The sequence below is a fragment of the Haemophilus sputorum CCUG 13788 genome (assembly GCF_000238795.1).
In the GTDB taxonomy this organism is placed as follows: domain Bacteria; phylum Pseudomonadota; class Gammaproteobacteria; order Enterobacterales; family Pasteurellaceae; genus Haemophilus_A; species Haemophilus_A sputorum.
On the sequence record NZ_AFNK01000036.1, the window covers coordinates 24,394 to 41,816 of the forward strand.

General features: G+C 37.4%; 16 protein-coding genes. 2 read left to right on the top strand and 14 right to left on the bottom strand.

Annotation, left to right across the window (positions count from 1 at the left end; translation table 11 throughout):
* Window positions 1–3 precede the first annotated feature (3 nt).
* On the top strand, window positions 4–882 hold the full coding sequence (locus tag HSP_RS0106020; RefSeq protein WP_010129402.1) for a DUF3298 domain-containing protein: 879 nt from the start codon (window positions 4–6) through the stop codon (window positions 880–882).
* Between the two features lie 318 nt (window positions 883–1,200).
* On the opposite strand, the gene ptrA is transcribed toward HSP_RS0106020, so the two are convergent.
* The 8 genes from ptrA to HSP_RS0106060 form a co-directional block, all read right to left on the bottom strand.
* Window positions 1,201–4,170: a pitrilysin gene (gene ptrA, locus HSP_RS0106025; protein WP_010129403.1), complete on the bottom strand. Its 2,970-nt coding sequence runs from the start codon at window positions 4,168–4,170 to the stop codon at window positions 1,201–1,203.
* 9 nt (window positions 4,171–4,179) lie between these two features.
* Window positions 4,180–7,428 carry an exodeoxyribonuclease V subunit gamma gene (recC, locus tag HSP_RS0106030; RefSeq protein ID WP_010129404.1) on the bottom strand — a complete coding sequence of 1,083 codons (3,249 nt, stop codon included), beginning with the start codon at window positions 7,426–7,428 and terminating at the stop codon, window positions 4,180–4,182.
* Window positions 7,429–7,500: 72 nt separating this feature from the next.
* The gene (locus HSP_RS0106035; RefSeq protein WP_007523871.1) at window positions 7,501–7,794 is read right to left on the bottom strand and encodes a DUF5374 domain-containing protein; all 294 of its coding nucleotides are present in this window, start codon (window positions 7,792–7,794) and stop codon (window positions 7,501–7,503) included.
* Window positions 7,787–8,443, bottom strand: coding sequence for a DUF2572 family protein (locus tag HSP_RS0106040; protein ID WP_007523676.1), 657 nt, complete (start codon window positions 8,441–8,443; stop codon window positions 7,787–7,789). The genes HSP_RS0106035 and HSP_RS0106040 overlap by 8 nt, the downstream gene beginning before the upstream one ends.
* Window positions 8,440–9,132, bottom strand: coding sequence for a hypothetical protein (locus HSP_RS0106045; RefSeq protein ID WP_007523714.1), 693 nt, complete (start codon window positions 9,130–9,132; stop codon window positions 8,440–8,442). The genes HSP_RS0106040 and HSP_RS0106045 overlap by 4 nt, the downstream gene beginning before the upstream one ends.
* On the bottom strand, window positions 9,092–9,634 hold the full coding sequence (locus tag HSP_RS0106050) for a pilus assembly FimT family protein (protein ID WP_007523677.1): 543 nt from the start codon (window positions 9,632–9,634) through the stop codon (window positions 9,092–9,094). The genes HSP_RS0106045 and HSP_RS0106050 overlap by 41 nt, the downstream gene beginning before the upstream one ends.
* A gap of 96 nt (window positions 9,635–9,730) precedes the next feature.
* A complete protein-coding gene (gene fabA, locus HSP_RS0106055; protein ID WP_007523727.1) occupies window positions 9,731–10,261 on the bottom strand; it encodes a bifunctional 3-hydroxydecanoyl-ACP dehydratase/trans-2-decenoyl-ACP isomerase in 531 nt (176 codons plus the stop codon).
* Window positions 10,262–10,372: 111 nt separating this feature from the next.
* On the bottom strand, window positions 10,373–12,013 hold the full coding sequence (locus HSP_RS0106060; protein WP_007523791.1) for a S16 family serine protease: 1,641 nt from the start codon (window positions 12,011–12,013) through the stop codon (window positions 10,373–10,375).
* 75 nt (window positions 12,014–12,088) lie between these two features.
* Between HSP_RS0106060 and matP the strand changes: the two genes are divergently transcribed.
* A complete protein-coding gene (gene matP / locus HSP_RS0106065; RefSeq protein ID WP_007523829.1) occupies window positions 12,089–12,535 on the top strand; it encodes a macrodomain Ter protein MatP in 447 nt (148 codons plus the stop codon).
* Window positions 12,536–12,596: 61 nt separating this feature from the next.
* Here the strand turns inward: matP and trpS are convergent, their stop codons facing one another.
* The 6 genes from trpS to rppH all read right to left on the bottom strand — a co-directional run bounded on the left by trpS (window position 12,597) and on the right by rppH (window position 17,250).
* Window positions 12,597–13,625 (bottom strand): tryptophan--tRNA ligase, encoded by a 1,029-nt coding sequence (gene trpS, locus HSP_RS0106070; protein ID WP_007523865.1) that lies wholly within the window; start codon window positions 13,623–13,625, stop codon window positions 12,597–12,599.
* Between the two features lie 139 nt (window positions 13,626–13,764).
* Complete coding sequence (locus tag HSP_RS0106075) at window positions 13,765–14,214, bottom strand: hypothetical protein (protein ID WP_007523914.1); 450 nt, start codon at window positions 14,212–14,214, stop codon at window positions 13,765–13,767.
* 63 nt (window positions 14,215–14,277) lie between these two features.
* The gene (locus HSP_RS0106080; protein WP_007523670.1) at window positions 14,278–14,943 is read right to left on the bottom strand and encodes a phosphoglycolate phosphatase; all 666 of its coding nucleotides are present in this window, start codon (window positions 14,941–14,943) and stop codon (window positions 14,278–14,280) included.
* Window positions 14,944–15,027: 84 nt separating this feature from the next.
* Entirely contained in the window at window positions 15,028–15,822 is a 795-nt protein-coding gene (gene lgt / locus HSP_RS0106085; RefSeq protein ID WP_007523759.1) for a prolipoprotein diacylglyceryl transferase, read from the bottom strand.
* Between the two features lie 7 nt (window positions 15,823–15,829).
* Window positions 15,830–16,621 (bottom strand): sulfite exporter TauE/SafE family protein, encoded by a 792-nt coding sequence (locus HSP_RS0106090; RefSeq protein ID WP_007523848.1) that lies wholly within the window; start codon window positions 16,619–16,621, stop codon window positions 15,830–15,832.
* A complete protein-coding gene (rppH, locus tag HSP_RS0106095; protein WP_007523869.1) occupies window positions 16,618–17,250 on the bottom strand; it encodes an RNA pyrophosphohydrolase in 633 nt (210 codons plus the stop codon). Before rppH ends, HSP_RS0106090 begins: the two co-directional genes overlap by 4 nt.
* Window positions 17,251–17,423 lie beyond the last annotated feature (173 nt).

The following is a 17,423-nucleotide window of genomic DNA, read 5'->3' on the forward strand; positions in this document are numbered from 1 at the left end:
AATATGAAAAAAAACATCTTTGTTGCTGCCATTTTAGTGGCAACTACTTTTTTAAGTGGTTGTGAAGATAAAGAGGCACAAGCTAAGCTGGCGGAACAAACGCAAATCATTAACCAGCTGACGACAGAAAATACCCAATTAAAAGCCGCATTAAATGCCGAAAAAGCCAAGCTAGAAAATATCATTCCAGCCATTTTTGCTGAGAAAGAATTCATTTTTGAAGCAAGAGAAATGCTACCTTATCCAAAATCTTATCACCGAGAAGGTGAAGAAGAATTTCGTTTTGAGATCGCTACACTACACACCAATATTGATTGGCTTAATGCGAAATTATTAAATGCGATTCAACTGGATAAAACTAAAAATTTAGATAAAACACAACTAGCCGAAGCTTATAAAGCCTTTTATCAGGAAACTAAAAAAGAGATGGCTCAAGGCGCTGTTTTTGGCATTGATAAAAGTTTAAGTATTTACTTCTTAAGACAAAAAGGAAAACTTGCCACCTTTATTGTTAACGATTACGAATTTGGCGGCGGTGCTCATGGCGCAGGACATAGCTATTTCTTAAATTTTGATCTTGATACTCGTAAGCAAATTGAATTCAATGATGTGTTCAAAGCCGATAGCCAAGCTAAACTTAACGCGCTACTTTGGGAAAAATATACTGATTATGGCGCACGCAAAGACGTGGATATGCGCAAAGAGAATTTTAAAGTAAATACCAACTTCGACTTTAACGATGAAGGGTTTAATTTCCACTATAATCCTGGCGAACTTGAACCAGATACACAAACCACCCTTGCTTTAGATTGGGCAGAAATTGAAGATCTGCTCAAACCTGAATTTATTCAACAAAAATATATCTCTTCTTTTGGGGAATAGCACAAACATAAAAAATGCGGCATTAGCCGCATTTTTTGCTTTATATAAACCTACTTATTTATCTTTTTCAATACTTAAAACTGTAGATGTTAATAAAAGGCCTTAAAAAATCAGGCATATTTTTCTTTATATTAACCAACCTTTCAATATTCCACATTCCACCGATTTCACTCAAAAGTAATCCCTTTAAAACAGGGCAATGTCTTCCAACATTTAAGGTTTTTAAGATGTTCTACAACAATACGGTTCTAACCTAAACGCATAATAAAAAGCAACGAAATATATTTTACTTCGTTGCTTTATCCAAATTATTAAAAGTTATTTCACTTCATCGTAAAACTTGACTTCAAATCCTTTTTGCAATGCTTCAATGCTTTCAACTTTCTCAAATCCGGCAGGTTGCACTGCTTCTTCCGATTTCGTTTTTGTCCCTAATGCTTGGCTAATAAAGACTAAACCTTTTTGCTCAATCACCGCATCTCGATAGAATTTCACAATATCTTGATGTGTGAGTGCTTTCACTGCCTCAATCGTTTTAGCGCGTTGGTTAAAGTCTGGATTATTGCGGGCTAAATCAGACGTAAACTCGCTAAATTCTAAAGCCAGTGATTCAGGCTTACGATCCAATTTTTCTAGCAAACTCTGTTTATAGCGGTTAAATTCAGCTTCTGTTAAATCTTCTAATTTAGTGAGCGTTTCTTTAAAGAAGCGTTCGTTATGCGCCATAATCGCTTTAGGTGAGCTATTCGGGCTTTGTACCATAAAGCGTAATCCTGATGTGGTACCAATATGCGCATCGGTTGCATACACTACATAGCCAAGCTGTTTATTGGTACGTAAATCATCAAAATACCAACGTCCAATCATATCGCGTAATAATGATGCTCGCGCTCTACCGCTAAATTCTTCATAGCCATTAGCCATCATCATGACAATCAGCGCATTATCTTCATTAGGCACATTTTTAATCGCATTTAATTTACGCGTTGAACCTTCTACCGACAAATAACGTGAGCGTGCCAATTCGCTATTTTGATTTTTTACGATCTTTTCTGCCGCTTGCGCTAATGCTTTTACTTGCGCATCCGTAAAATTCCCGACAGAAAGTAGCGTAAGGCTTGTTGGAGCATTTAGTAATCTTTCGCGTACTTTTTGAATATCCGCTAGGGTAATTTGTTTGAGCATTTCACGTTGTGCTTGCTCTTCAAAATAAGGATATCCACTGAAATTGCTAATTGTTTCATTAGCTTGGTTCATACTATTTGCTTTTTTCAAGCCATCTAACCCTTCCAAATAACGCTGCTTCGCTTGCGCTAGGAAAACGTCATTGAGTTCAAATTCGCTGAAATTACGCAGTTTATCGAGCATCAATTTTGCTAAATGTTGGGTATAACCTTCCGCTTGTAGCGAGAAACCGTTCGTTTTCCCGCTTACACTGCTTTCCATTCCTGCTACAGAAGCCTGAAAATCCAACTGCGTTTGCGATAATGCATTCATATAATTTAACAATGCGCTCGCCACGGTAGTTTTGAGATCGTCATTTTTCGGCATAATCCCAAAATTGATTGAGACCCGCGCTTTTGGATCTTGTGGGAAATAGTGGCTTGGCATCGCATAAATTCTAGTGCCTTTTGCGGTATCGATCATTTTAGGCTTACTGCGATCATCACGCTCAATAAGCGAAAAATCAGTCGCAAAATAAGGATTAAGCGCCGGCAGTTTTAACTCAGGGTTTTGACTAAAATCTAACCATTTTGCTTTTTCTGCCTCACTGATTTTGGCGATATGATAACCTGCTTCAAAATAAGGTGTTTTTTGATCCGTTTTTGCTTGCTCGGAAACGACTAAAATACGCGCATTATCCAATGTCATTTCAGCCAATTTTGCTTCAATTGCTTGCGTATCCATTTTCTCAGCTAAATAACTTTCATCTAAAACGTGTTCTAACGGATAAAACAACATTTGTTCAGCAAGCCATTCAATATAATTGCCATCTTTTTCTACTTGCAGATGGGCAAATTCTTGTTTTAAGCTCTCTTGTAATTCTTTGAAATAACTTTCTTGAATGCCGGCTTTTTTTACTTGCTCAATTTGTTGGAAAATTAACGAAATAATTTTATCTTTCTCTTTCAAACCTTTTTCGGTTAATGCAACATAAAAAGTAAAATCACCACGGTTTCTTACCGTGTTTGCACTACTACTTGCAGAAATACCACTATCAGAAAGCCCTTGTTTAATTAAATAATCAGATAAAGTGCCATCCGTATTGTTATTAAACAAATAAGCTAAATACTCACCACTTTTATTGGCAAATTTATCTTCATCATTTGGCATATCAAAAGAAACTGCTAATAATTTAGCAGGTTGAATCGGTTTATATTCAATCACAACACCTTTATCTTCCTCACGCAAATAAGGAATATCGACTTTAGGTGCGACTAAATGTTTATTTTCCATTTTTCCTAAAGTATTTTCTGCCAGCTTCGCTAATTTCTCAATAGGTTGATTGGAATATAAAACCGCTTTGGTTAAATTGGCTGAATAATACTTTTTATAGAAATTTTCTAATTCAGTTTGTAATTGACTATTCGGTTTATCCGATAATGTTTCATGATTACCAACAGTAAATTTTGTGGCAGGATGTGCAGGGTTTACCGTGGCTAAATTGACGCTATTTAATAAATGTCCATCGCTAGATTTCGCACGAATCATTTCTGCATTAACAGCATTAATTTCTTTTTTCGCATTTTTTTCAGATAATAATGGAAAAGCGAAAGTATCAGCAAAACGTGTTACCGCTTCATCAAACGCATCATGATTCACTTCAAAATAGTAAGCTGTGCGATAACTTGTCGTTGAGGCATTATTATATCCTCCATTTTTAGTGAGAAAGTTATCTAAACTATTGGTTTCAGGATACTGTTTAGAGCCCATTAAAATCATATGCTCAAGGTAATGCGCTAAACCTTGTTGCGTATTCGGATCTTCCATTGAGCCAATTGGCACTGCCGTTGCCATAAGCGATTTATTCGCCTTTTCATCCGAAATTAACAGCACAATCATTTCATTATTTAACTTAATTGCTTGATAAATTGCTTTATCATTTGGGCTTTTGTTAATTGTGGTATGAATCAGTGAAAAGCCAGATTGTACAGGCATTGTTGATGCTGCAGCCTGAGAAGCGGTCGGATTTTCAGAAGATTTTGCAAAGACATTTGTACTGCTGCTTAATACCAAAAGAGAACAAAGAGCCGTAGCCACTGCCCGAGTTAAATAAGATTTTTGCATGCTTTTCCCTTAAATAATCTGATGTTCAAACATCGTTTTAAACCAATTTTCTGTGGTTTGATAAATTTGCTGAGTATTAATCTGTTCTGTTTGTTTTAATACCCGTTTTAAATAAATGCCGTCATTTCTTTCTGTGAGTTTTTCTAACATTTCTAATGTTGTTTCCTCACCATTTTCTAAATACTCTTCAATTTTCTCAGTCACGACCAATGCAAGCTGGCTTGTAGAAGTGAAATAATCTTTTAAATAAATAGCGAGTTGTTGTTTAGCTTGTTCTGGAGAAATAGACCCAAACTTGCAAATAGATAATTCATTTTGCTTTTCTTTATCTAAATAGTAATAAACAACAGATTCTTTCCGCTCTAATGCCGATAACACTAAATGATAAATCCATAGTTGAATCAAATCTTTATCTCGCAAAGTACCAACCCGCCATAATACGATTTTATTGTGATAACGGTGTGGAATAAGCCCTTCTAATTTACATTTAAAATCTAGCCATGGTGTAAAATCCATCTCAACATGAATATTTTCTGGCAACATGACTAAATATTCAGATAAGGCTTCACGTAATATTGAAACTTTCTGATTTAATGTTCTAGCCGTTAATTCTCCAAAATAAGAAACTGGTAATTGCCCTTTTAATCTTTCATGCGAAATAAAAGTCTTAAGTTCATCTTCTTGAATTTCAACCAAGGCATTTAAGACGTGGTAATTTTCTAGCGCTGAAAACGAAAATGGTTCAGTTTCTGCAATTTCATCTTCCACGTGGTTAAAATAAATACCTAATTTCTGATTAAAATAATGTTTAATTGGCGATTGAACAAAACTAATTAAATCATCTAGGTTTATCTGACCAACATCTCGTGCATTGGTTTCTTGGGTATCCATAAATGGCTGTATTTCTGCATGGTTTGCAAACACTTGTAGCCATTCATTATCAAAACTCACTTCATTTTTATGGCTAAAATTAGTCATTGGATGATCGGTTATCATCTCAGCTGGCTTGATTTCACCTGATTCGCCCGCTAATTGTTCTAACAGCTGAGAAACCAAAATAGATGGATAAAGCGGTTCATTTTTGGTTAAGGTATGCCCAATATAGCTAACATAGAAAATGTCTTGAGCGGAAAGCAGCGCTTCGAGGAACAAATAACGGTCATCATCTCGTCTAGCACGATCGCCTTTTTGTGGCTTAATTTGCATTAAATCAAAACCGTTATGCGTATGCTGACGCGGGAACTCGCCTTCATTCATGCCTAATAAGCACACCACCTTAAATGGAATTGCCCGCATAGGTAACAGCGTACAGAAATTCACTTTACCGGCTAAAAAGGTCAAATGACTCTGCGTTTGGTTAAGTCGCTCTTGTAATAATAAATTCAATACTTCGAGGCTAATCGGCGCTGTAAAATGCGCTTGGATAATGCGCGTTTCAAGCTGATCAATTTCTGTTGCAATACTGCTGAGCGCCATCTGTGCTTCTGCGGTATCTGCATAAAAACGCTGCACAAAATCACGTAGCGCTGCCGCCCACATTTGAATGGAATTTTCTTGATGTAAAAGCGCCGCCCAAGCGGTCAGATTTTGTAAGAAATTTGCTAATTTCCCCACACTTTCGGCACTTAGCCCGTAGCTTTCATCTAACGCTATCCGCTCTTCCCAGATGCCATTTTCGGCTTTCAAACAGATACCGAGCAGCAATCGTTCAATACCATTTTCCCATGCGTTGTAATTTTGCCAATTCGGTTGTTCGATATTTAATCCTAAACGTACGCCAGCTGCGTTAATCCAACTTCTTAAACGCGCTAATTCAGTTTCACTTATCGAAAATTTTTCACGAATCGCAACCACTTCTAGTAAGGAAAAGACGGTTTCGGCGCTGAATTCACTCTCTTTCATGGAGAGTAATTGCAAGAAACTCGCAATAACTGGATCAAGCTGGCTCATCCGTTGGTCTGAAATCGTAAACGGAATATAACGACTATCTTCTTTTTTATAGCGAGAAAAGACCGCTTGAATATAAGGCGCATATTGCTCAATATCCGCTGCCATCACGATAATATCTTTCGGGGAAAGCGCAGGATTTTCCTCAAAATAGCTTAATAGCTGATTATGTAGCACTTCCACTTCTCGCATCAAACTATGGCAAGCATGCACTTGGATAGAGCTATCTTTTTCACGAATAACCGCATTTTCATTATTAAGCATCGCATTTTTAATTTGTGCTAATGCGTGCGTTTCTTCATGTGGCAAAAAGACCTCAATTTGGTTGGGTTCTAGCTCAACTAACTGCGCTAAAAACTCTCGGCCTTGTTTTGCCCACATTGCCAATAATTGATTGCCTTGTTGTGCTAATAATGCCTGAAGATCTTCTTCAGAAAGAGACTGTTTTAGCGCAATTTTCTCTACCACACGATCTTCAATATTATCTCCCCAATACATTTCGCTTGGGTTTAAGAAAAATAAATGCACTTGAATATGTTCACTTAATTTACTTAATACGGCTAATTGACTCGCTGGCAATGAGGAAATCCCGAAAATAAAAATTCTTTTCGGTAAAAGTAATTTCTCTTCTTCGGTTAAATTATCTAAGCGAGAGAAATATTGTTGTTGTAAATAAGCACGATGTGAGGTAGTGAAAACTAATTCATCTGTATCTGATTGAATATCTTTTACTAAAGCCAACCATAATTTACCTTGCCAAATAATATTAGTTAATAAGGCATCTGAATCCGATTCAGTTGAATTAGCTGATGAACGTAATTCATTTAAAATTGTTTGATAGTCTTCTTTTTCCCAAGCCAATAACCAATGTGGACGATAAACTAAATATTGGTCAAATAAATCTGCAATTTTACTCGAAAGTTGGAATAATTTTAATTGATATGCTGTTGCTGATTTTTCTTCAGATAAATAATGTTTTAAAACTTGGCATTCTGGTTCTGAAAATAAATTAGGAATAATCCGCATCAAGCGCCAAATCATGGTTTGTCTTTCAAAAATATTCTCTTTAGGCAAATGCGGAAATAATAGGCGATATTGTTGCCATAAAAAACTGGTAGGGAAAGGGAAATCAAACTGGCCAGCAACGCCAAAAGCATCCGCCATTCGCATTTGCAACCATTGAGCCATACCTTGGCTTTGCACCAAAATGGTTTCAGGCTCAAACGGATTATCATTGGGTGCCACTTTTTGAACTTCAATTAGCATCTCGCTCAATGGCGATAATTTATTAGAGTAATAAACCGTAAACATCTTCCCACCTCATCAAAAAATACGATATGCATTTTGCTTGAATTAACAGGAAGATTCAACGATTAGCGGATGCTAAGGTGTAATTTCAACCTTGCCGAGTGGATAACGCACCTCCACTTTTTCACTCTGGCAAGAAATGGTAAATTTTAGTGAATTTTGCACCGCTTGTTGTTCACATGACTTATCTGCAAATTGCAGTGCTAATTGATTTTCTGCAATTTGTAGCGCTTGTTGGCGCTGATAAAGTTGCATCGTATGCCGATTTTGTTGATGCTGCCAACCTTGATAACCAAGCAACATTACACTCAACACACCAATCGCAGCCAATATACTGATAAAACTTTCTGCTTGATATAATTTATTCATAAGTTGAAAAATAATTAGAATAAGGTAAACGTGTCCAATGTGCGTAACGGGCAGCAATATTCTCTACTACCGCACGACTAAATGTTAAATTTCGCTCTTCTCTCAAATTATCAAAACTAGAATATAAAACACCATAAATCTTTTTTGAGCCTGTAATATCAAAATAATAATCGGTAATAATTATGCCATAAAAGTTTTTTTCTAATTTTTCATCAATCGCATTTTTTGCGACTACAATTTTAGGTGTTGAAATCGTCGTTTCTGGCAACTCTGACAAATGAGAAATGAAATAAATTTCTGAACGATAAGTATCAACATCTAAGTAATGTTTAATATTATCTACTTGAATATATTTTTCTTTAGTGGGTTTAGGATGAATAAAAATACTCTTTTCTTGGCAAGCATATTGGTAACTTTCCTCACCTACTTTGATTTTTACAAAAGATTCTTTTTTATCATGACAAACATCCTCTTTATACATTGAGTTTAAGAGGGTAATTCTTCTCGATAAATAACGCTCATAATCCATTAAACTGGAAGATTCTAAACCTAACCAACTTTCTTTATGGAGAAAAAGCAATATTAGTAATCCACTTAATAAAATTAACGAAGCTAATAAACTACTGGCATGAAATAATTGTTTGTTCATGGCATATCTTCCGCATTTAAGATAAACACTTTCGCTTCATTCTCATAACGAATATCTTGATAGCTTAAGACTAAAGCAATACTAACAAGATTTTTTGCCAGCCACTTAAAGGTTAATTGTTCTACTTTAAAATCAGCTTGCGTAATCAATTTCTGCCACTTTCCACTACTACAATTTGTTAATAATTGTTGGCAAAGCTCCCCAGTACAATTTTCTAACTGATTATCTGCATAAAATGAAAGTTCGCCATGCTCCACTTTTACGCCAAATATTTCTTTCGCTAATTCACTGGTTTGGTTCAGTTCTCCTATTCGACAGGCAGATTTTTTTGTTTTGCGTTTGCCTAAACAGCCATCATGATTCGCATCATAGAAAAAAATAAAACAGTTCTTATTTGACTCAGCATAGCGTCTGCCTTGATATTCAAACAATTCAAAATTGCTCTGATCTCTGGAGCTTCCCTGATAACCCAGATGTTGCAAATGCTGCTGTAAATAATTCAGCAACTGATGCGATTCTTTTTGTAACCACATCAGCCGTTGTTGTTTTTGTAGATTCAGTTGAAAATCGCTATATAGCTTACTGGCACCTAATAAAATTAAACTAGCAAGGCTTAAGCTCAGTAATAATTCAATCAAGGTAAAAGCGCTAATCCTTACATTGGCTACGTTTCGCTTTATCAATAACATAAGCCCGCCCTCCTTGATATTGTAAAATCTCCATGACACCATGACGGTTAATTTGCAAACATTTTGATTCAAGATTGCCAGCACTGCCGTCAATATTAATAAACGTTTTTGGATATAAACTTTTATTTTTTAATAAAATATCAGTATGTTGATTGCGATATAAGAAATAGTCTGTTTGTAATGAACAAGCGGTCAAATTTAGGCAGTCGCATATCATTTCTTTTCGGTTATTTTTAGGTTTTTCAATCGCAATTAAACACCAGGATTTTTGTTTTTCATTTTGTGAAATAGTTAAGGAATAACTTCGCTTTTCATAACGGGCTTTGCTTTGAATTTTATAAATAAAGGCTTGGATTTGGTTAATTTCTTGGTTTAGCGCAGTAATATCTTGTAAATGAAAAGCCACCATCGAAATGAAATAAAGTGCAATTACAGAAATGGCTAGGGTAATAAGCCCTTCAATCAGACTAAAGGCAGGAAATAATTTAAAATAATGCGACATAAAAAACGGTTCATCTTCTTTTAGCAGAATATGAACCGTTTATAAAAATCTGTAAATCAATCGAAAGCGATTATTCGATCAAGATCGCAAAAATAATTAGAAGGCAGAAGTATCTTGGAATAAACCTACTTTTAAGTCGGTTGCAGTGTAAATCACGCGGCCATCTACTTCTACTTCACCATCAGCTAAACCCATCACTAATTTGCGATTGATCACACGTTTCATATGAATGCGATAAACCACTTTTTTTGCCGTTGGTAAAATTTGACCTGTAAATTTCACTTCGCCCACGCCTAACGCACGACCTTTACCTTTACCACCAATCCATCCAAGGAAGAAACCGACTAATTGCCACATTGCATCAAGCCCTAAACAGCCCGGCATGACGGGATCACCAATAAAGTGGCAAGCAAAGAATGGAAGATCTGGATGGATATCTAATTCTGCTTCAATGTAACCTTTATCAAATAAACCACCGTTTTCAGTCATGAGGTTAATTCTATCCATCATAAGCATGGTTGGCGCAGGTAATTGCGGGCCTTCTTTACCGAATAACTCTCCTCGACCAGAGGCTAATAAGTCTTCGTAAGTATAGCTAGATTTGATGTTTGGTGTACAACTGTTCATTTTTTAGAATCCTATTTAAAGAAAAAAAGCCTGTTATCACAGCGCTCAGAATTAACTGGCATAGTACAGGCTTTTAAATTAGTGAACAACTGTTAGCTGAAATTATTCTAACTAATCGGATGAGTTACGTTTGAGAAATATCCCAAATAAACGCGACCAAATAGATGCATGCTCTTCATCTGGATGTGCTGCCAATTCTTGCTGAATTCTTTTTGCAAGCGTATCTTGTTCTTCGTCTGATTCTGCTTCAAAGAACGGTAAACCAAATAGCAATTCGCAAGCCTCAAACACATCTTCAACAGCCCAAAGATGAAATTGTTTAGCTTTTACTGCTTCAATTAGCTCAGATTTTAAGCTTAAATGCGAAAGACAGCTTTTTGGTATGAGCACGCCCTGTGTTCCAGTTAATCCGCGAGCCTGACAAAGCTGGAAAAATCCTTCGATTTTCTGATTTACGCCACCCACACTTTGTACTTGACCAAATTGATCAATCGCACCAGTCAGCGCAATAGATTGTGGTAATGGCAATTTTGCTAATGCACTGACTAAAACACAAAAAATGGCTAATGCAGAGCTATCACCATCAACCTCACCATAAGATTGCTCAAAAGCGAGAGAGGCAGAGAATGGCAGTTGAGTGGGCAATTCCAATAAATTCATCAAGCAAGATTCAGCAAGAAGAATACCTTTTGCGTGTAAATGCCCGCCTAATTCTACTTTTCGCTCAATATCGGTAATTTCGCCATCACCAAAACGCACCTGACAACTGATTCGTAAAGGCTCACCAAAAGCGGTGGGAACGCCATCAAACTCAATCACCGAAAGCCCATTGATTTGTCCAATCTTTTCTCCTTCCGTTTCAATATGCAGTTGATCCGTTAACATATCATTTAATGCAAACTGGTTGAGCTGTGCAGCTTGTTTTTCTTGATAACGGAAATATGCTGAAATTGACTGACAAGCGGTCAAATTTTCAAAATAATTTGCAAGCGAAGTAACATCTTTTTTAATTTTCGTCGGTGAAATCGTCACTAAATCTTGGCTTTCACTTTCTCGTGCATACTGAGCAAAAAACTCACTTAATGCTGAAGTCGTCAAAGATTGTTCGGTATAGCGTTTTGTCAACGTTTGGACATAATCGCCCCATTGCTGGATATTATTTGCGTCTACCGTTAAATAATTATGAATTTCGCTATATTCACCAAAATGATAAAGCGAATCGTCATATTGAAATAATGCGGCGATGTCTTCCCGACTGCCCACTAATAACAGTTTAAATGCGGTTTTAATCGGTAAAATTTTCTGTGGAATCGGAGTTAACGCTAACGGTGTGTATTCGCCCAATAATAGCGCTTGTTTTAATTTATCCCACTGCGCAATATCTGATAATAAGGCTTTAATACTCAAAACTATTGTTTGAGGTTCTGTTTTTGCTAGTAGCCCATCAACGGTTTGAATACGATTCTCTTTTTCTAAGAAAACCTGATAACCAAAAAGCATTTGGCTATCAAAATGTATTTGGGTACAAACAGGTTGCGTTGCACCTTGTATTAAATCATCTTCAATAGCTTGAATATATTCTGGAAATGTTTCCGTTTTCATTACCAATAAGCTACCACAAGCACGACGTTTAAATTGATTGAGTGCTTGTTTGGCTTCGGTTTGAAAATCAAAAAAATGCACCGCTTGTGCAGTGTCCGAAAAAGTATGTTGGGGGGTTAGCGATTGCCAAGCTAATGGGCTTAATCTCACAAAAATACCTCGTTATAGAAATTTGGTTTATTATACCGAATTCCGCTATACTGTTGGGGTTTAAAAGGGGGAAAAATGCGATATCAGAAATTAGAGAGCCAAGAAGCCAATTGGAAATGGAAATATCTCTTAAAAAAGTACCGTGAAGGCGAAAACATTACTAAGCATGAAGAGCAAAGTTTGGTTGAGCTAAAAGTGCAATTACTGACGACCCTACAAAACTCTCCTGCAGAAATTGAGCAATGGATTAAATCAGAAATGACCGCCGAGCAGCGTAAAAAAATGCGACAATCTATTCGCGCACGACGTAAACGTTTCTTTAATGCCGAAAAGCTCAGTACGCGTAAAAAATCAATTGATTTAGAATATGCTAGCTGGTTAAGCCTTTCAAAATATGCCAAATCGCAAGGCATTACCTTATCAGAAGCCGTCAATCAGTTAATTGATGAAGTAGAAAACCAAGATATTTATCGCGAACAAATTGCTAAAATGAAATCTAGTATTTCAGAACTCCTTAAATAATCTAAACCTCTCAGCATATCTCCTGAGAGGTTTTTATTTTATTAAAAATCTATAACAGAAATTATTGTACGAAGCCAACTAAGCGGTAAACTTCATCAATGGTTTTTTTCGCTCTTGCACGCGCTTTTTCTGCGCCTTCTCGGAAGATTTTTTCTAATAATGCTTCATCTTGGCGATAGTGATGATAACGCGCTTGTAATTCACTGAGTAAACCAGAAACTTGCTCTGCCACTTCTGTTTTTAAGTGACCATACATTTTTCCTTCAAATTCAGCTTCTAATTCAGCAATGGTTTTACCACTTACTGCAGAAAGAATATCTAACAAGTTAGATACGCCCGCTTTATTTTGTGGGTCATATTTCACTACAGGTGGTTCATCGCCATCGGTCATCGCGCGTTTGATTTTTTTCACGACTGATTTTGGATCTTCTAACAAGGTAATCACATTATTACGATTGTCATCCGATTTAGACATTTTTTTAGTTGGCTCAAGCAACGACATCACACGTGCACCAGCTTTTGCAATAAACACTTCCGGAATAGCAAAAACAGGCTCTATCACATTGCCTTCTGCATATTTTTTGCCATAAAGCGCATTAAAACGGTTAGCAATATCACGGGTAATTTCCAAGTGTTGTTTTTGGTCATCCCCTACTGGCACTTGATTTGCTTGATAAAGCAGAATATCTGCCGCCATAAGCACAGGATAAGTAAATAACCCAACATTCACATTCTCTTCATAACGAGCAGACTTATCTTTAAATTGCGTCATGCGGCTCATTTCACCGAAATAGGTGTAGCAGTTTAAAATCCATGCTAATTGCGTATGTTCTGGCACGTGAGATTGAATGAAAATTGTGCTTTTTTCAGGATCAATACCACAAGCTAAATAGAGGGCTAAAACATCTAAACTTGCTTTATGTAAGGCTTGTGGGTCTTGGCGAACGGTAATAGCATGAAGATCAACAATGCAAAATAGGCAGTCATAATCGTCTTGCATTTTCACCCAGTTGCGTAGTGCACCTAAATAGTTACCAATCGTTAATTCACCAGAAGGCTGCACGCCACTAAATACAATAGGTTTGCTCATAATTATCTCTTTTATTGATTAGAAAGGAATGGTGGCTATCTTAGCCGTTATTAAGGCATGAGAAAAGCGCAAGCGGTCGGATTCCATAGATTTTTTGCAAAATCTAGTAAGAATTCGACCGCTTGTATGTATAGTTTACTTATTTTGCTTTTGCATGAGATTGCTGAGAAGCCGCATCGGCCTCTTTTGCAAATCCATCAGCCTGTTTTGCAGCTTCTTGTGCTTCTTGAGAAAGTTTGATGACTTGTTGTTGGAATACATTCCCTTCCGCAATTTTCTGATCTGCTAACTGCTGAGCTTGTTCACCACCTTGAGCTAAAATTGCTTTAGCTTCGTCATATTTTTGCGTCATTAGCTTCAGATTTTCCTTAGCTTGTGCTGCTTTAGCCTTAGCAACCTCGGCTGCTGCTTTTGCTTTTTCTGCTTTTTCTTGAGCCACTTGCTTATAATCAATTACAGGTGCTGCTTGTTGAGCTGGTGCCGTTTGTGCTGCAGGCGCTGCCGATTGTGTACTTTTTGTTTGAACATTTTGATCACAAGCAGTTAATAATGTTGCAGAGGCAAATAATGTTAAAACTATTTTTTTCATGGTTTATCCTTATTTAATAAGTTTAATTATTGTGATTAGAAGTGCTATGTTTAATTAAGCATATCACTTTTCCACTATTTTTAATACATCAGCAAAATCATCCGCCACAAAAGTTGGCTCAGCTTTCGCAATCGGCACATTGTAGTTATAGCCATAAGTCAGTCCAACCACATCACAGCCTGCGGCTTTTGAGGCAATCACATCATTCTCTGAATCGCCAACAAACAACATTTCATGCGGCGCAATATTAAATTGCTGACAAATGAAGAACATTGGATCTGGGTGCGGTTTGATTTTGGGGAGAGATTGCCCACCTAACGTTGCACTAAATAACTCAAAAATACCAAACGCGGTTAATACCGGCTCAACTAAATGTGTAGGCTTATTGGTAATCACCACTAAAGTATAACCTTTCTCTTTGAGTGCAACTAACGTGCTTTTCACATTCGGGTAGAGCTCACTTTTTTCACAAACGTAAGTGGCATAATACTTATCAAAACTCGCACGCATTTGGCTCAGTTGCTCAGCATCAAATACTTTACCGGTCGAAGCGACCGCATTTTGGAAGAAAATATCTGCGCCTTTTCCAATCCAACTAAGCACAGTTTCTTGGGTCGTGGTTGGTAACCCATGCTCACTAAACATACCATTAGCGACTAATGTTAAATCTGGTAAAGTGTTTACCAAAGTCCCATCTAAATCAAATCCGATGACTTTATATCGACTCATTTTCTCTCTCCTTCTATCAAAAAAATAAGCGGTCTGATTTTGAAGGCATTTTGCAAATTGTTGCCTGAATCCGACCGCTTGTTGCTATTGTTTTTTAGTTTTATATGCCCAGAGCATAATCAATATTCCACCGAAAATCATCGGCATAGAAAGCCATTGCCCACGGGTAATTAAATCGCCAACTTGGTTAACAGAGAAATCCATCTCACGGACATATTCTACTAAGAAGCGGAACACACCATAACCAATGAGAAATAATCCTGCTACAGAACCCATTGGGCGAGGTTTGCGAATAAAGACGTTTAAAATAATAAACAGCACAACGCCTTCTAGGAAAAATTCATAAAGCTGTGAAGGATGACGTGGTTGGAAGTTACCGCCTAGGGAAACAAATGCCCAAGGCACATCAGTCACGCGCCCCCACAATTCGTCGTTAATGAAATTCCCAATGCGCCCCATCCCTAATCCAAATGGCACTAACGGCGCAATAAAATCTGCAGTTTGCCAGAAACTCCGTTTTTGACGAACTGAGCACCAAATCATGGCTAAAATAACGCCAATTAGACCACCATGAAACGACATTCCGCCTTCCCAAATTCTAAATAGATAAAGTGGGTCTTCTAAAAAGCGGGGAAAATTATAAAAAAAGACATCACCAATGCGACCACCGAGCACAACGCCCCAGAAACAGGTGTAGATAAGGTGATCAACTTGTTCTGTACTCCAAATACCGTTTGAAGCTTTCGCACGGCGCATTCCCAACCAATAAGCAAAACCAAAGCCGATAAGATACATCACACCATACCAGCGCAATGAAATCGGCCCTAAACTGAAAATAATCGGACTAATTTGCGGGAATTGAATAAATTGTTCGTGCATAATTTTCCTATTTTAAAAACATATTGATGGCAATCAGAACCAGCATCACAGCAAACGCTTTTTTAAGCATTGGCACTGGCAGCACATTTGCCGCATTGGCGCCTAATTTTGAAGTGAAATAAGAAGTTAACGTAATGCCAACTAGTGCAGGTAAATAAATATAGCCCAATGAATAATCTGGCATACCGTTTACGCCCCAGCCACTAACCATAAAGCTAAACATGCCTGATAGCCCTAAAAAAGCACCACAGAAAGAAGAAGTGCCGATTGCTTTTTTCATTTCAAGCCCACGGCTATTAAGAAACGGAACGATAAAAGCACCACCGCCAATACCAGCTACACTAGATAGCGCACCAATAATGGCACCAGCACTCACTAACACTTTGGTATTTAATGGCTTATTTTCCGGCCCTTTTTTCAAAGAGAAGATCATTCTGCCTGCGAGGTAAAATACCATCAGCGCAAATAAACGCGTCATTAACTGGGTATCTAAATTGCTGATCAGCAAGCCTGCTAGGAAAACAGATGCCATAATGGTAGGAATAAAGATCTTACTGACTGAAAGATCTACATTACCTAATTTATGATGGCGCTGAGCTGAAGAAAAGGCTGTCACCACAATTGTTGCAAAAGAGGTACCTAATGCGGTGGACATTAAATATTCATGCGGAATCCCAATCATCGGTAAGAGATAAACCAAACTTGGGACAATAATTAACCCACCGCCGATACCAAATAAGCCAGCTAAAAAGCCGACTACAGTCCCCAATAATAAGCAAAGTGCAAAAAATTCAATCATGATGCTCGCCCTTTATTTGATTGCCATGCCCGATAAGGTCTGCGTACGTCTTTCTTATAACCTTCAGACTTCGGCTCATAACGCTCAACCTGCACAATCTCTTTTCTTTCAAGTTTTCTATTTCGCTCTAAATCTGTTTTGCGATTTTCATTAAATAATACGAAAGCAAACTCTTTCATTACCTTACGGTAAACATCGCGCTTAAAAGAAACCACTTGTCTAACGGGATACCAAAAACTTACCCAACGCCAGCCATCAAACTCTGGATTCTTGGTTGCTTTGAGGTTGATAGTCGATTCATCTGCCGTTAACTGCAGTAAGAACCAACGCTGCTTTTGTCCGATACACACCGGCTGATTACAATTTCCCTCATTACGCACCAAACGTTTCGGGAGTTTATATTTCAACCAATATTTTGACGCCCAGATAAGTCGTACATCTTTTTTCGTTAAACCGACTTCTTCATAGAGCTCACGGTACATTGCTGTTTCAATGTTTTCACCTTCGTTAATGCCTCCTTGCGGAAACTGCCACGAATTCTGTCCAAACCGTTTTGCCCACAGAACTTGTCCATGTTTATTACAAATAACGATACCAACATTTGGGCGGTAGCCATCGAAATCGATCACTCGACCACCTTAATTCTATCAATACTGAAAAATGTCCTGATTGTTTCATAAATCCGGCTTTTATACAAGAAAATCCCCCTGTGTGAATAAATCTGTGGATAAATCAAAGGAAAGATGTGAAAAGACTCAGGATAACCCAACGCAATGTTGTCATCTCTTGTTTGCGTTAAAAA

Bases quoted from the DNA above. Each gene is read 5' to 3' on its own strand.
- HSP_RS0106040 (WP_007523676.1), bottom strand. From the start codon at position 8,443: ATGAACAAACAATTATTTCATGCCAGTAGTTTATTAGCTTCGTTAATT.
- fabA (WP_007523727.1), bottom strand. From the start codon at position 10,261: ATGAACAGTTGTACACCAAACATCAAATCTAGCTATACTTACGAAGAC.
- HSP_RS0106090 (WP_007523848.1), bottom strand. From the start codon at position 16,621: ATGATTGAATTTTTTGCACTTTGCTTATTATTGGGGACTGTAGTCGGC.
- HSP_RS0106045 (WP_007523714.1), bottom strand. From the start codon at position 9,132: ATGTTATTGATAAAGCGAAACGTAGCCAATGTAAGGATTAGCGCTTTT.
- matP (WP_007523829.1), top strand. From the start codon at position 12,089: ATGCGATATCAGAAATTAGAGAGCCAAGAAGCCAATTGGAAATGGAAA.
- HSP_RS0106035 (WP_007523871.1), bottom strand. From the start codon at position 7,794: ATGAATAAATTATATCAAGCAGAAAGTTTTATCAGTATATTGGCTGCG.
- HSP_RS0106050 (WP_007523677.1), bottom strand. From the start codon at position 9,634: ATGTCGCATTATTTTAAATTATTTCCTGCCTTTAGTCTGATTGAAGGG.
- lgt (WP_007523759.1), bottom strand. From the start codon at position 15,822: ATGCACGAACAATTTATTCAATTCCCGCAAATTAGTCCGATTATTTTC.
- HSP_RS0106080 (WP_007523670.1), bottom strand. From the start codon at position 14,943: ATGAGTCGATATAAAGTCATCGGATTTGATTTAGATGGGACTTTGGTA.
- recC (WP_010129404.1), bottom strand. From the start codon at position 7,428: ATGTTTACGGTTTATTACTCTAATAAATTATCGCCATTGAGCGAGATG.
- HSP_RS0106075 (WP_007523914.1), bottom strand. From the start codon at position 14,214: ATGAAAAAAATAGTTTTAACATTATTTGCCTCTGCAACATTATTAACT.
- HSP_RS0106020 (WP_010129402.1), top strand. From the start codon at position 4: ATGAAAAAAAACATCTTTGTTGCTGCCATTTTAGTGGCAACTACTTTT.
- trpS (WP_007523865.1), bottom strand. From the start codon at position 13,625: ATGAGCAAACCTATTGTATTTAGTGGCGTGCAGCCTTCTGGTGAATTA.
- ptrA (WP_010129403.1), bottom strand. From the start codon at position 4,170: ATGCAAAAATCTTATTTAACTCGGGCAGTGGCTACGGCTCTTTGTTCT.